General features: G+C 58.1%; 12 protein-coding genes and 1 pseudogene. 5 read left to right on the forward strand and 8 right to left on the reverse strand.

Features of this window, described 5'->3' with window-relative positions:
• Positions 1–54 precede the first annotated feature (54 nt).
• Positions 55–276: pseudogene (locus V7730_RS12450) on the forward strand (hypothetical protein); the annotation flags it as partial.
• Positions 277–1,193: 917 nt separating this feature from the next.
• Here V7730_RS12450 and nusB read toward each other — a convergent pair.
• The 4 genes from nusB to V7730_RS12470 form a co-directional block, all read right to left on the reverse strand.
• Positions 1,194–1,682 (reverse strand): transcription antitermination factor NusB, encoded by a 489-nt coding sequence (gene nusB, locus V7730_RS12455; RefSeq protein ID WP_335747921.1) that lies wholly within the window; start codon positions 1,680–1,682, stop codon positions 1,194–1,196.
• Entirely contained in the window at positions 1,679–2,230 is a 552-nt protein-coding gene (locus V7730_RS12460) for a 6,7-dimethyl-8-ribityllumazine synthase (RefSeq protein ID WP_335747922.1), read from the reverse strand. Before V7730_RS12460 ends, nusB begins: the two co-directional genes overlap by 4 nt.
• Positions 2,231–2,234: 4 nt before the next feature.
• Positions 2,235–3,356 (reverse strand): 3,4-dihydroxy-2-butanone-4-phosphate synthase, encoded by a 1,122-nt coding sequence (ribB, locus tag V7730_RS12465; RefSeq protein WP_335747923.1) that lies wholly within the window; start codon positions 3,354–3,356, stop codon positions 2,235–2,237.
• Between the two features lie 82 nt (positions 3,357–3,438).
• Positions 3,439–4,029, reverse strand: coding sequence for a riboflavin synthase (locus tag V7730_RS12470; RefSeq protein ID WP_335747924.1), 591 nt, complete (start codon positions 4,027–4,029; stop codon positions 3,439–3,441).
• Positions 4,030–4,130: 101 nt separating this feature from the next.
• Here V7730_RS12470 and V7730_RS12475 point away from each other — a divergent pair, with 101 nt between their 5' ends.
• The 3 genes from V7730_RS12475 to V7730_RS12485 all read left to right on the forward strand — a co-directional run bounded on the left by V7730_RS12475 (position 4,131) and on the right by V7730_RS12485 (position 8,784).
• Positions 4,131–5,423 carry a capsule biosynthesis protein gene (locus V7730_RS12475; protein ID WP_335747925.1) on the forward strand — a complete coding sequence of 431 codons (1,293 nt, stop codon included), beginning with the start codon at positions 4,131–4,133 and terminating at the stop codon, positions 5,421–5,423.
• 192 nt (positions 5,424–5,615) lie between these two features.
• Positions 5,616–6,746, forward strand: coding sequence for a polysaccharide biosynthesis/export family protein (locus V7730_RS12480; RefSeq protein ID WP_335747926.1), 1,131 nt, complete (start codon positions 5,616–5,618; stop codon positions 6,744–6,746).
• 7 nt (positions 6,747–6,753) lie between these two features.
• The gene (locus tag V7730_RS12485; protein WP_335747927.1) at positions 6,754–8,784 is read left to right on the forward strand and encodes a capsular polysaccharide biosynthesis protein; all 2,031 of its coding nucleotides are present in this window, start codon (positions 6,754–6,756) and stop codon (positions 8,782–8,784) included.
• Here the strand turns inward: V7730_RS12485 and ribD are convergent.
• Positions 8,781–9,875, reverse strand: coding sequence for a bifunctional diaminohydroxyphosphoribosylaminopyrimidine deaminase/5-amino-6-(5-phosphoribosylamino)uracil reductase RibD (gene ribD / locus V7730_RS12490; protein WP_335747928.1), 1,095 nt, complete (start codon positions 9,873–9,875; stop codon positions 8,781–8,783). The genes V7730_RS12485 and ribD overlap by 4 nt on opposite strands.
• Before the next feature lie 6 nt (positions 9,876–9,881).
• The gene (gene nrdR, locus V7730_RS12495) at positions 9,882–10,349 is read right to left on the reverse strand and encodes a transcriptional regulator NrdR (protein ID WP_335747929.1); all 468 of its coding nucleotides are present in this window, start codon (positions 10,347–10,349) and stop codon (positions 9,882–9,884) included.
• Between the two features lie 190 nt (positions 10,350–10,539).
• Between nrdR and V7730_RS12500 the strand changes: the two genes are divergently transcribed.
• Positions 10,540–11,211 carry an SDR family oxidoreductase gene (locus V7730_RS12500; protein WP_335747930.1) on the forward strand — a complete coding sequence of 224 codons (672 nt, stop codon included), beginning with the start codon at positions 10,540–10,542 and terminating at the stop codon, positions 11,209–11,211.
• On the opposite strand, the gene V7730_RS12505 is transcribed toward V7730_RS12500, so the two are convergent.
• Both V7730_RS12505 and V7730_RS12510 read right to left on the reverse strand, forming a co-directional pair.
• Positions 11,208–11,624 (reverse strand): secondary thiamine-phosphate synthase enzyme YjbQ, encoded by a 417-nt coding sequence (locus tag V7730_RS12505; protein WP_335747931.1) that lies wholly within the window; start codon positions 11,622–11,624, stop codon positions 11,208–11,210. The two genes, V7730_RS12500 and V7730_RS12505, sit on opposite strands and share 4 nt — an antisense overlap.
• 40 nt (positions 11,625–11,664) lie before the next feature.
• On the reverse strand, positions 11,665–12,069 hold the full coding sequence (locus tag V7730_RS12510) for a hypothetical protein (RefSeq protein WP_335747932.1): 405 nt from the start codon (positions 12,067–12,069) through the stop codon (positions 11,665–11,667).
• Between the last annotated feature and the right edge of the window lie 153 nt (positions 12,070–12,222).

The raw sequence follows: 12,222 nt of genomic DNA on the forward strand, positions 1-12,222 counted from the left end.
AAGTGGCGCACTTTCTCTCCGGCGATTGGTGCAGTTTTAGTCCGGCGTTGACACGGGGTGCATCAACACTATTTCGGGGAAAATACGTTGTTGCCCGCGTTTATCGCCGTTGAGGACATCCAGCGCGGTCAGGGTGAGGTGATGCGCTAACTTAACCAGATGGGTATTGACCTGTTGGTGATGCAACACGCGCTCGCGACACCGCCAGATGAAATCTATGTGCTGCTGCCCGAAGAACTGGTCCGATACAGATTTATTAAAGAGACGGCGCAATAGCCACTTGTTATGGCCCTGTACCAGCCCTACATATGATGAGTGGCGGGTTCTGCCCTGCGCGACTGACGTTACATTCCAGTGGCCTTAAGCAAATCCGAGGGAGCTGGCTCTGTCTTAGCCCTGGTTAATTTACCTGGCGCCCACCTGTACATACAGGTCCTCGGGAATACAACTGACCCGGCAACGGCGGTCCCGCCACACCTATTTAAGACCTACCGCACCCGCAACGCGCTGCCGAACAAGCGCTGCATTTCTTCGCGGGTGACACTGCAATCAGACACACCCTCTGACAGAGCTTTGCGTTAATCGTCCATTTTTTCCGATGGGACGGGGTCCGGTTTAGTTTCCGGCCTTCTTTGGGTACTGGAAGGCACCCAATTCATCTCATCATCTTCCCGGCGGGACATGAAAAACAATATGACCTTCAGCCAAATGGACATTACCAACCTCAACTGCTCCCAGCATTGAAACCCAAATTCTCAAATGCCAGTAAAGCCGCTGGTTGATTGAGGCATCAATAGTTTTCCACGTATGCGGGAATGTAATATTTTGGGTGATTGTCGATGTGTCCGCAGCCAGCATTTGCCCCTCAATTACAGGCAAAGTGGTATCAGCTCGAGAGATGTCAATTAAATCTAATTAAAATCAAAAAGTTAACAAAATCTTAACACGCCCGCATGGGGAAGCTGCATCAGAGAACCCGACGGAGCCCAGCCCCTGCTATCGCCAATAGGTTGCAAAAATGCAACAATTAAAAGTGGAAATTCGCGATCTCAACACCGCGAAACGTCATCTTTAGGTTGGTAAAACCGCGGAATTTCAACGATTGGAATAACCAGCATACAGTCCGTCACACATAGGCCCACCATTCAGGAGAGGGCATAGAAAACGAGAAGCGTGTAGAAGCCTTAGCGTGCTTAGAACGCGTCTGGGCGCGCTTCGCGAGCCATGTGATCCAGCACAGCATTCACAAACCGCGCTTCTTTGCCATCCGGAAAGAAGGTCGAAGCCAGATCGAGATACTCTGTAATCACAACCTTTGGCGGCGTTGCATTGTCCAGCATTTCCGCACCCGCAGCACGGAACAGGCCACGCAGCGTTGGATCAATGCGCCCGATTGGCCATTTCGCGACCAACGCACGATCTGTCATCTGGTCGATTTTGGCCTGATTGCGGACGGCATCTTCGAGAACGCGGGTAAAATGCGCCTCGTCGCCTTCCAGCATTTCCTCACCGTCTATCATTTCACCAAAGCGGTGATCAAGGAATTCCAACCGCACCTTGTCCAGCGTCAGGTTGGAGTGTTCCATCTGAAACAACGCCTGCACCGCGTAAAGACGCGCGGCCGAGCGCATCTTGCGCTTCATGTTGCCGGTCATGTTGTCGGTGCGGCTTGGCGTGCTCATGCGTTGGTGTTTCCGTCTTTATTTCCGGCCATCAATGTATCCTCGCCACGAGGCTGGAACCCGATGCCCTTGGGGGTGGATGACCACTTACGGCCCAGCGCAATCAGATGCAAGGCCGCTAGTGCTGCCCCGCCGCCTTTGTTCTGGCCCTTGGGATCTGCACGCACATCCGCCTGCGCCTTTGTCTCTACCGTTAGGATGCCGTTGCCAATGCACAGCCCCTGTAGGCCCAACAACTGCAACGCGCGAGAACTATCGTTGCACACAGTCTCGTAGTGCGTGGTCTCTCCGCGAATGACACAGCCCAACGCGACATAGCCGTCAAAATTGCTGCTACGGTCCGAAATGCCGATGGCCGTCGGAATTTCCAAAGCACCCGGCATCTCAACCACGCCGTAGGTGGCACCTGCATCTTCTAGCGCCGCCTTGGCACCGGTCAGCAGACCCGCTCCGATATCGCTGTAATAGGGAGAGACGACAATCAGCACCTTGACCGGCTTATCGAATGTCGGTGCAGGCAGAACGGTGTGCTCTTCGGATGCGGCCATGATGCTATTCCTTGGTGATGGGGCGGTTGCCCACAATCTTCAGGTTGTAGGCCTCAAGACCCGTATATTTCGTTTGCGGATTATCTGTGAGCAAAATCAGTTCATGCACGTCCAGCGCCGCCAGAATTTGCGCGCCAAGACCTGTGCGCTTGATTGTGCGGGGGGCTTCATCATCGGCATCTAGACGCAGGCGCGGGTTCGGCTCGCGGAACAGCAGCACGGCGCCGCGTCCCTCCTGCGCAATGATCTCCATCGCGAGCGGCAGCTCGTCCGGCGCACTGGGCCCCAGCCCCAATACATCTTCGAGCGCATTAAGCGCATGGGTGCGCGTCAGTACTGGCGCGCCATCACCGATTTCGCCCTTGCTCAGCACGACGTGGTCGGTGCCGGAAATCTGATCTTCGAACACCCGCATGCGCCATTCGCCACCATAGGCAGATTCGACCATGCGGTCGTCGCGCTGCACCAGCATATTGTCGTGCTTGTTCCGGTAGGCGATCAGATCGCTGATCGTGCCAATCTTCATTTTGTGCTGGGCCGCGAAGGTCACCAGATCGGGCAGCCGCGCCATGGTGCCGTCAGGCTTCATGATCTCACAGATCACACCCGCAGGCGTCAGACCCGCAAGGCGGCTGATGTCTACAGACGCTTCCGTATGACCGGCCCGCACCAGCACACCGCCATCGCGCGCGCGCAGCGGGAAGACATGACCGGGCGTCGCGATATCAGCGGCGCCATTGGCGCCATCAATCGCAACAGCAACCGTCAGCGCGCGGTCACCGGCAGAGATGCCCGTGCTCACGCCTTCACGCGCTTCGATGCTGACGGTAAAGGCCGTCTCATGACGCGAAGAGTTGTTGGTCGCCATCATCGGCAGATCAAGCGTATCAACGCGAGCTTGGGTCAGCGGCAGGCAAATCAATCCACGGCCATGGGTCGCCATAAAGTTAATGGCTTCTGCGTCGGCAAATTCAGCAGCAATCACCAGATCGCCTTCGTTTTCGCGATCCTCATGATCCACAAGAATATACATCTCGCCTGCGCGGCAGGCCGCTATGATATCTTCGATCGGAGATATCGCTTTGGCGAGTTCCGCTTCGACAGGACCGGGGGTTTCAAAGCTCATGGAAGGCTCCCTTATTTCTGACACCTGACCTAGCCGGCTATGACGCCCGTGACCAGAGCAAGCGCTGCGTCACGGACCGCGCTCATCGCTGCATATCGGCCAACCGCGCCACATAACGCGCCAGCGTGTCGATTTCCAGGTTCACGCGGTCACCCACGCCCACATCACCCCATGTTGTCGCGACCTTGGTATGGGGAATGAAGTTGATGCCGAAGGTACAATCATCCACTTCGTTCACCGTCAGCGATGTGCCGTTCAGCGCAACCGAGCCCTTGGGCGCGATAAACTTGGCCAGTGCTTCGGGCGCACGCAAGCTGACGCGGGTGCTGTCGCCCTCGTCATGCATCTCGATGACTTCGGCCACACCATCCACGTGGCCTGACACGATATGCCCACCCAACTCATCGCCAACCTTGAGCGCACGCTCAAGGTTCACGCGGCGGCCCACGCGCCAATCGCCCAGATTGGTCATATCGACCGTCTCGCGGCTGACCTGCACTTCATACCAATCTGGCCCCAGATCCACGACGGTCAGGCAGACCCCGTCGCTGGCAATAGAAGCGCCCATATCAATAGAGCTAGTGTCATAGCCACAAGTGATGCGCGCGCGCAGGTCGCCTTCCTGTTTGAGCTCGGATATGGTGCCAATATCGGTGATAATCCCCGTAAACATCGTCTTCCCTTCGGGTTAAAGTGCACAGACAGCCGCGAGGCCATATTTTCGTCAGAGTTTTGAAACTAAATAACCTGAAGAGCAACCAAAGAAAGCCTGACATGTTACCGCACACGCCCGATGGTCGGGTATTTCTGTTTCTGCAAGGGCCGCATGGTCCCTTTTTCAACCGTCTGGGCAAGATGCTCCGTGCGGCTGGGGCAGAAGTGTGGCGTGTTGGCTTTAACGCGGGCGACCGCGCCTTCTGGTTTCATCCGCGCAGCTACATTCCGTTTCGCGGCACGGCCAAAACCTGGCCCGAGGTTTTCAATGTCTTGCTCGAAGAAAAGTCCGTCACCGATATTGTACTTTATGGCGATACCCGCCCGATCCATGCTCAAGCCGTGGCAGAGGCTCGCGCACGTGGCTTGACCGTACATGTCTTTGAAGAAGGCTATATGCGCCCCTATTGGGTGACGTATGAACGCGGCGGCACAAACGGCAACTCGCGCCTGATGGAGATGAGCATCGAACAAATGCAAAAGGCGCTGGAGAAATCCGACATGGAGGCGCCCCTGCCCCCCGGTCATTGGGGCGACATGCGCCAGCACGTCTTTTACGGCGCGCTTTATCATTGGTTTGTGATGTTTCGAAACGGCGACTACCGCAATTTTCGTCCCCACCGCGACCTGCCCGTGACCAAGGAATTCCAGCTTTATTTGAAACGCCTTTTACTGATGCCCTGGCAAGCGATTGAGCGGCGCTTGGCAACGCTGCGTATCCGGCTGGGCGGCTTCCCCTATCACCTCGCGCTTTTGCAGCTAGAGCATGACAGCTCGTTCCGGATGCATTCCCCCTTCGATACCATGAGCGACTTTCTGGAGCTTGTGATCGACGGCTTTGCCAAAGGCGCGCCGCGCCATCATCATTTGGTCGTCAAAGCGCATCCGCTGGAGGATGGGCGCGTACCTGTCCGCCGCGAGATTAAGCGGCTGGCGAAAGCCCACGGCGTCGCAGGCCGTGTGCATTTCGTGCGTGGGGGAAAATTGGCCCAGCTTCTCAATGAAGCACGCACCGCTGTTACGGTAAACTCCACCGCTGGTCAGCAGGTGTTATGGCGTGGCATCCCGCTCAAGGTGTTCGGCAGCGCGGTCTACGCCAAACCCGAGTTCGTTTCCGACCAGCCCCTGTCAGAGTTTTTCAACAGCGCCGCCCGCCCCGATAACCGAGCCTACAAAGACTTCCGCCGCTATTTGCTGGAAACCAGCCAGCTTCCGGGCGGGTTCTATTCCGCGCGCGGCCGCAGACAGCTGATGCGGCAGGTGGTTGATATGATGCTAGGTCCCCATGACCCGTATGAGGCGCTTGAAACTGGCACCGCGCCGCCGCGCCAGCAGTTGCGGGTTGTAAACTAGCGCCCACAACCCCTGGTGCTGCAAGTCAAAGATCGCCCCCAATCGCGGCAGCAATGCCACACATTTCCTTCCTCACCTACAATCGCGGTCACGCACGAGTAGATTTTAGCAAATAACTCCGCTACGCTCAGCTCCAATACGTCGAATTAATCGGCGATCTTGAGGCAGAAAATAGGTCGAGGAGACCGGGCAGTGAAAACCCTTAGCATCCGGTGGGCCCACCCCATCGCAGTCATTGCGGCTTGTTCCGTGCTGGCAACCTGCGGATTGCCGCAGGTTGGCCCTAACAAACGCCAGATCTTTGCAGGCTCTGTACAACGTGAAGGCGACGCCTTTGTCGTGGCGGTCAACGACCGCGTGACGCGCGCTACCGCTGTTGTGCCGACACTTGGCTTCTCGTCAGCTTTCAAAGACGCAGGCACGCTGGGATCGGACACGATCCGTGCCGGCGATGTGTTGGGCATCACAATTTACGAAAACGTCGACGATAGCCTACTGGGCGCTGAAGGCGCTCCCGCGACGCTGGAAGAAGTACAGGTAGACGGCACCGGCTTCATTTTTATCCCTTACGCCGGACGGATCAAAGCGGCGGGCAACTCACCCGAGGCGATCCGCCGCATCATCACCGCCAAGCTCGCCGATCAAACCCCAGACCCACAGGTCGAAGTGCGCCGCGCAGCCGGTGACGGTTCCACCGTATCGCTAGTAGGCGCGGTTGGCGGCCAGGGTGTCTACCCGATTGAGCGTCCGACCCGCACGCTGGCGACTATGCTGGCGCGGTCCGGCGGCATCACCATTGAGCCCGAGATCGCGCAAATCACGATCATCCGCGGCAAGGCACGTGGCAAGATCTGGTTCGAAGACCTTTATAAGCACCCAGAGCTTGATATCGCCTTGCGCGGCGGTGACAAAATTCTGGTGGAACAGGACACGCGGTCCTTCACAGCACTTGGCGCTACAGGTTCACAAGCCCGTGTCGCATTCGAAACGCAAAACCTTTCCGCCATCGAAGCGATTGCACAGGTTGGCGGTTTGCTTGCCGCCTCTGCTGATCCAACCGGTGTTTTTGTGCTGCGCAACGAGCCCGAGGAAGTTGCCGAGCAAGTGCTGGGCCGCAACGATCTGCAAGGTGCGCAGCGTATGGTTTACGTGCTCAACCTCACAGAGCCGAACGGCATGTTCATGGCCCGCGATTTCGTGATCCGCGACGGCGATACGCTCTACGTGACCGAAGCACCGTTCACACAGTGGAGCAAGGTCATCAGCGCCATCACAGGCACGGCAAGCTCCGCTGCCGGCATCACATCGATAACCAGCCCCTAAGACAAAAATGGGCCTTGGACCTGAAATATATAAAGACACCGCCGCCGGTTCTGAAAAGGACCGGCGGCTTTTTGTGTATAACGGCGGCTTCCTGACCCAAGGCCGCATCCGCCGCATTCTCCAACTTTCCGGTTATTCTATACATATTGGCCTGCCGTCTGGACCGGACGATGCAGTGGCTGTCTGGGGCAACTCTCCCACCGCCTACCGCGGTGAAGGCGTGGCAGAAGCCCGCGACGCAACCGTTGTACGCATAGAAGACGCCGCCCTTCGCTCGCTCTTTCCCGGTCGGGACGGAGAACCGCCGCTGGGCATTGTGATTGATCACCGTACCGCGCATTTTGATCCCACCACCCCTTCGGACCTCGAAGTGCTGCTGGCCACGCATCCGCTGGATGACACGGCCCTGCTGAACCGCGCCCGGGCATGCATCGCGCGGATTACGGAGGCGCATCTAAGCAAATACGCAGCCATTCCGCTGGACACCCCTGCCCCTACGCCGGGTTACGTCGTTGTTATAGACCAGACAGAAGGCGACGCTTCGGTCACGGCCTCGGGCGCGGACCGCGCGCGATTTCTGGAAATGCTTTACTACGCGCAAGAGGAACACCCCGGAGCGCAAATCCTCATTAAGACCCACCCCGAGACCACCGCAGGTCACCGCAGGGGTTATTTCCGCGAAACTGACCTGAACAATCGTGTCGCATTTTTCACCGATCCGATTAGCCCCTACACGCTTTTTGAAGGCGCGCGCGCGGTCTACACTGTCTCTTCCGGTCTGGGGTTCGAGGCGATCTTTGCAGGTCACAAGCCGCGGGTGTTCGGAAAGCCGTTCTATGCTGGCTGGGGCCTGACGACAGATGCATTCGAGGTGCAGCGCCGCCAGCGCACGCTCACCCGCGCGCAATTGTTTGCCGCCGCGATGATCCTGTATCCGCGCTGGTATGATCCCTACCGCGATGCGCTTTGTGAGCTGGAGACAGTGATCGACACGCTAGAGACACAGGCCCGCTGCTGGCGCGAAGACCGTCACGGCTGGCGCGCGATCGGCATGAGCCTGTGGAAGCGTCCACACCTGCAAAAATTCTACGGCAACTACACTCCGGTGACCTTTGGCGATGCGCCTGCCGATATCTCGGACCGGCCGCAGATGATCTGGGCGGGCAAGGCTGTCGGCGTTGCCGACGGGATCACCCGTGTCGAGGACGGCTTTATCCGCTCGCGCGGGTTGGGGGCAGCACTTTTCCCGCCGCTGTCGTTGGTCACCGATGATCTGGGCATCTACTACGATCCCATCCGCCCCTCTCGTCTTGAGAAATGGATCGAAACACGCGCAGAGTTGCGCCCCGATCAAGAGCTGCGCGCCGCGCGTCTGATCCGCAGCCTGACAGATGCAGGGCTGAGCAAATACAATACCGGCAATGCGCCCCAGCCGCTACCAGAGGGGCACCGTATCCTTGTTTGCGGGCAGGTGGCCGATGATGCATCCATTCGCACAGGAACCAGCGATATTGCGTCCAATCAGGCGCTACTGGACGCCGTGCGCACTGCCCACCCAGACGCGGTGATCCTGTTCAAACCCCACCCCGATGTGGAAGCAGGTTTGCGCGAAGGCGCTTTGACCACCCCTGCCGCTGCCGACCTGATCGTGACCCGCACCGATCCCGCCGCCCTTCTGGCGCAGGTGAACGAAGTCCACACCATGACATCCCTCATGGGGTTCGAGGCGCTGCTGCGTGGCTTGTCCGTCACAACCTACGGCGCGCCGTTCTATGCCGGCTGGGGACTGACGCGCGATATGTCCGATGTGCCGCCCCGCCGTCGTGCAACGCCCACGATTGAAGGCTTGGTACATGCGGCCCTGATTGATTACCCTCGATACCTTGACCCCATGACAGGCCTGCCCTGCCCTGTAGAAGTGGCGGTAGAGCGCCTGAGCACGGGGGACATTCCGCAACGCGGCCGTGTCAATCGTGTAGTGTCAAAATTTCAGGGGTATTTCGCAAGCTATGCGTATCTTTGGCGCAAGCGCCGCTAGTCGCGGTTGCACGCCCAATGGTGCATAATGTCAGGCCCGACGGCCTGCGTCTGGATCAAATCATAGCGCGGAGCAGTGCCTAGACGGGCAAGCCCCATCGCACCGATCCCGGGCAAGCCTTCAGCGCCAATCACGACACCTGCAGAAAAGCCAATCAGATGGTCCACCAAATCGGCCTGTAGCAGACTAGCCGCCACGGCAGAGCCGCCCTCAGAGAAAACCCGTGTCAGACCATAAGATCCCAGCCGCTGCATGACGTCCACCATATCCATCTGGCCGCCACGCACAGCACAGGGCAACAGCTTTGCCCCCATGCCATGCCATGCCTCGATCAATCCGGCAGGGGCATCAGCCCCGTGACATAAGATCAAAGGCACCTCGCGCGCCGTATGACCTAGCTTGCTGTTGAGAGGAATATTAAGCCGCCGCGAGACAACAACCCGCGCAGGTTGTCGCGTCACACCCATATCACGCACGGTAAGCGACGGATCATCTGCGCGCGCGGTGCCGCCACCGATCATCACGGCGTCATGGCGGTTGCGCATGGCATGAACCATCCGCCGCGCAGGTGCTTGCGTGATCCACTGGCTCTCTCCCGTGGCGGTGGCGATGCGACCGTCAAAAGAGGCCGCCAGCTTGAGCGTCAGCATCGGACGCCCCAGCTCAATCCGACTGAGGAAACCCTGATGGTCGCGCCGCGCTTCGTCGGCCATCACGCCCGTCTCGACCGCGATACCAGCAGCGCGTAACATCTCAAGGCCACGCCCTGATACACGGTCATCACTATCCTGCAGGGTCACCACAACCCGCGCCACACCCGCATCAATCAACGCTTGGGCGCAGGGCGGTGTTTGGCCGTGATGGGCGCATGGTTCTAGCGTGACATAGGCCGTGGCACCAAGAGCGGCGTCGCCTGCCTGCGCCAGCGCCTGAGGCTCTGCATGTGGACGGCCTGACGGTGCGGTCCAACCACGCCCGACGATGCAGCCGCCGTTCACAATCACACAACCCACCGCGGGATTGGGCCAAGTGTTGCCTTGCCCGCGCCGCCCCAAGGACAGCGCAAGCGCCATATAGCGGGTATCACTCACCTGACGTTAGCCTTCCGGAGGCGTGTCGGGCCGCAGTTCCTGAACAAACTTGTCAAAATCATCGGCCGCCTGGAAGTTTTTGTAAACACTGGCAAAACGCACGTAAGCCACGGTATCGATCCGCGCGAGCGCCTCCATCACAATCTCACCGATATGCTTGGAGCCGATGTCCGTTTCGCCCATGCTTTCCAACCGCCGCACGATGCCACTGATCATCTGGTCGATGCGCTCTGGCTCAATCGGGCGTTTCTGCATGGAGATACGAATGGATCGTTCCAGCTTGTCGCGGTCGAAATCTTCGCGTTTGCCGGATGTCTTGATAACCACCAAATCACGCAACTGCACGCGCTCATAGGTGGTGAAACGCCCGCCGCAGGCGGGGCAAAACCGACGACGGCGAATGGATACGTGATCCTCCGCAGGCCGACTGTCTTTGACTTGGGTATCTAAATGTCCGCAAAATGGGCAGCGCATTGGCCTGTCCCCTTATTCTTAATCCGCCTCTATTGTGGGATCACCGCCCCACTTATCCACAGGTATACGCCACCCCCAAGGTTTTGGGTAGTCCAGATTTCAACCCCAACATGATGGGTGTGACCCTATGGACCCTTTTGCGTCCTGATGCGTTTGATCATGAATGAAATGACACGAAAGGACGATCACCATGACAAAGACAGTCTTCATCACGGGCGCCTCCAGCGGCATCGGAGCCGCGACAGCCAAAGCTGCGGCAGACGCCGGTTGGAACGTTGGCCTCTTCGCGCGCAGCGAGGACAAACTGCAAAAGCTAGCAGATGAAATTGGTGAGAAAGCATTGGTCCTAACTGGCGATGCGACCAAGCTGGATGAGCAAAAGGCAGCGTTGGACAAGCTCAAAGATCATTTCGGCAGCATTGATGCGGTCTTTGCAAACGCCGGCCGCGGCACTTCCGGCGCTGGCGTGGCCGAAGGCGATCCCGAAGATTGGGACGACATGGTAGATTTGAATATCAAAGGCGCGCTATATACCGCCCACGCCGCAATGCCCCACCTCAAGCCGGTGAAGGGTCAATTCATTGTCACAGGCTCCATGGCCGGTCGCAATCACCTGAAAGGGTCAGTTTACGGCGCGACCAAGTGGTTTATCCACGGGTTTGCAGGAAATCTGGCGCAGGAGATGGCGGAATGGGGCGGTCGCTGCATGGTGATATCACCCGGTATGGTAGACACCAACTTTTTCGGCAGCCCCAAGCCAGACAAGCTCAAGCCTGAGGACGTGGCCGAGGCGCTGGTCTATGCCCTGAACGCGCCACAGCGGGCGAATGTACGTGAAATCTACATCGTGCCAACGAACTAATCCGCGCGAAAATGCGCCGTCAGCTTACGGGTGTGCGGCGCATCCCTATGCTCAAACAGATAAATACCCTGCCACGTACCAAGAACCAACCGCCCCCGCTGGACAGGAATGCTCAGGCTAACTGGCAGCATCGCAGCCTTGATGTGGGCGGGCATGTCGTCAGGTCCCTCAAGCGTGTGCACCAGGTAGGACATTTCTGGTGTGTCGCCACGCGGGACTAGCCGCGAAAAATAGGCGCAAAGATCGCGCTGAACGTCCGGATCAGCGTTCTCCTGTATTAAAAGCGACGCTGACGAATGCTGTACAAGCAAAGTGAGCAGACCGTCGCCCGCCCCGCTTAGCCACAGCGCCACGTCTCGCGTGACTTCATAAAGCCCCTGCCCACGGGTGTTTATCTCAAACCCAGTTTGCACGACCTACGATGAGCCTTTCGACTTTAATGACGACGCAGCATCAGTTTCCGAAATCATAATCGGCGGGGCGGCAGAACTGGATTGCGTGGTTGGCGGGCAAGCCAACACCGACGCGGGTTGTGCTCAACGTAAGTGACTGGGACGGCTCCTGCGTCAGGCTATTGACGTCCGTAGTGAAAATTACGGACTTGCGACCAGGAACATTGCGAGAGGGCGCGCGGCCTTCGCTGATGTATATCCGACCATAGTAGCCCAACTTCCGTTCAGCATAGTCAGCAGCAGCACACCATATGCCAAGCGGGCCTTTTCCGTATGCTTCGATTACCTCGAAGGTCGTGGAACTAAGCGGCACAACATCAAGATAATTCATGGCGCGATAGGTTTGGGCCTGCGAGGCGACCGGAACAGTAAGGGCGATCAGGGCAGCTAGGATCGTGGAACGCATGGGGATTCTCCTTTTGTCTGTCCACTAAAGATAGGATTGAAACGGCACAAATCAAATTCAAAGACTGGTGATCGCCGGCCTGAACTGATGGATTTACCCAAAAACCGTTTTGGTAAAACCGCTTGTTCGGAAACAAATCGGCCCCGCCCGAAG

The organism is Sulfitobacter sp. (assembly GCF_036961165.1).
Taxonomy (GTDB): Bacteria; Pseudomonadota; Alphaproteobacteria; order Rhodobacterales; family Rhodobacteraceae; genus Sulfitobacter.

Excerpts from the sequence above, each read along its gene's own strand:
- V7730_RS12460 (WP_335747922.1), bottom strand. The coding sequence starts at position 2,230 with ATGGCCGCATCCGAAGAGCACACCGTTCTGCCTGCACCGACATTCGAT.
- V7730_RS12475 (WP_335747925.1), top strand. The coding sequence starts at position 4,131 with ATGTTACCGCACACGCCCGATGGTCGGGTATTTCTGTTTCTGCAAGGG.
- V7730_RS12510 (WP_335747932.1), bottom strand. The coding sequence starts at position 12,069 with ATGCGTTCCACGATCCTAGCTGCCCTGATCGCCCTTACTGTTCCGGTC.
- V7730_RS12500 (WP_335747930.1), top strand. The coding sequence starts at position 10,540 with ATGACAAAGACAGTCTTCATCACGGGCGCCTCCAGCGGCATCGGAGCC.
- V7730_RS12470 (WP_335747924.1), bottom strand. The coding sequence starts at position 4,029 with ATGTTTACGGGGATTATCACCGATATTGGCACCATATCCGAGCTCAAA.
- V7730_RS12485 (WP_335747927.1), top strand. The coding sequence starts at position 6,754 with ATGGGCCTTGGACCTGAAATATATAAAGACACCGCCGCCGGTTCTGAA.
- nusB (WP_335747921.1), bottom strand. The coding sequence starts at position 1,682 with ATGAGCACGCCAAGCCGCACCGACAACATGACCGGCAACATGAAGCGC.
- ribB (WP_335747923.1), bottom strand. The coding sequence starts at position 3,356 with ATGAGCTTTGAAACCCCCGGTCCTGTCGAAGCGGAACTCGCCAAAGCG.
- nrdR (WP_335747929.1), bottom strand. The coding sequence starts at position 10,349 with ATGCGCTGCCCATTTTGCGGACATTTAGATACCCAAGTCAAAGACAGT.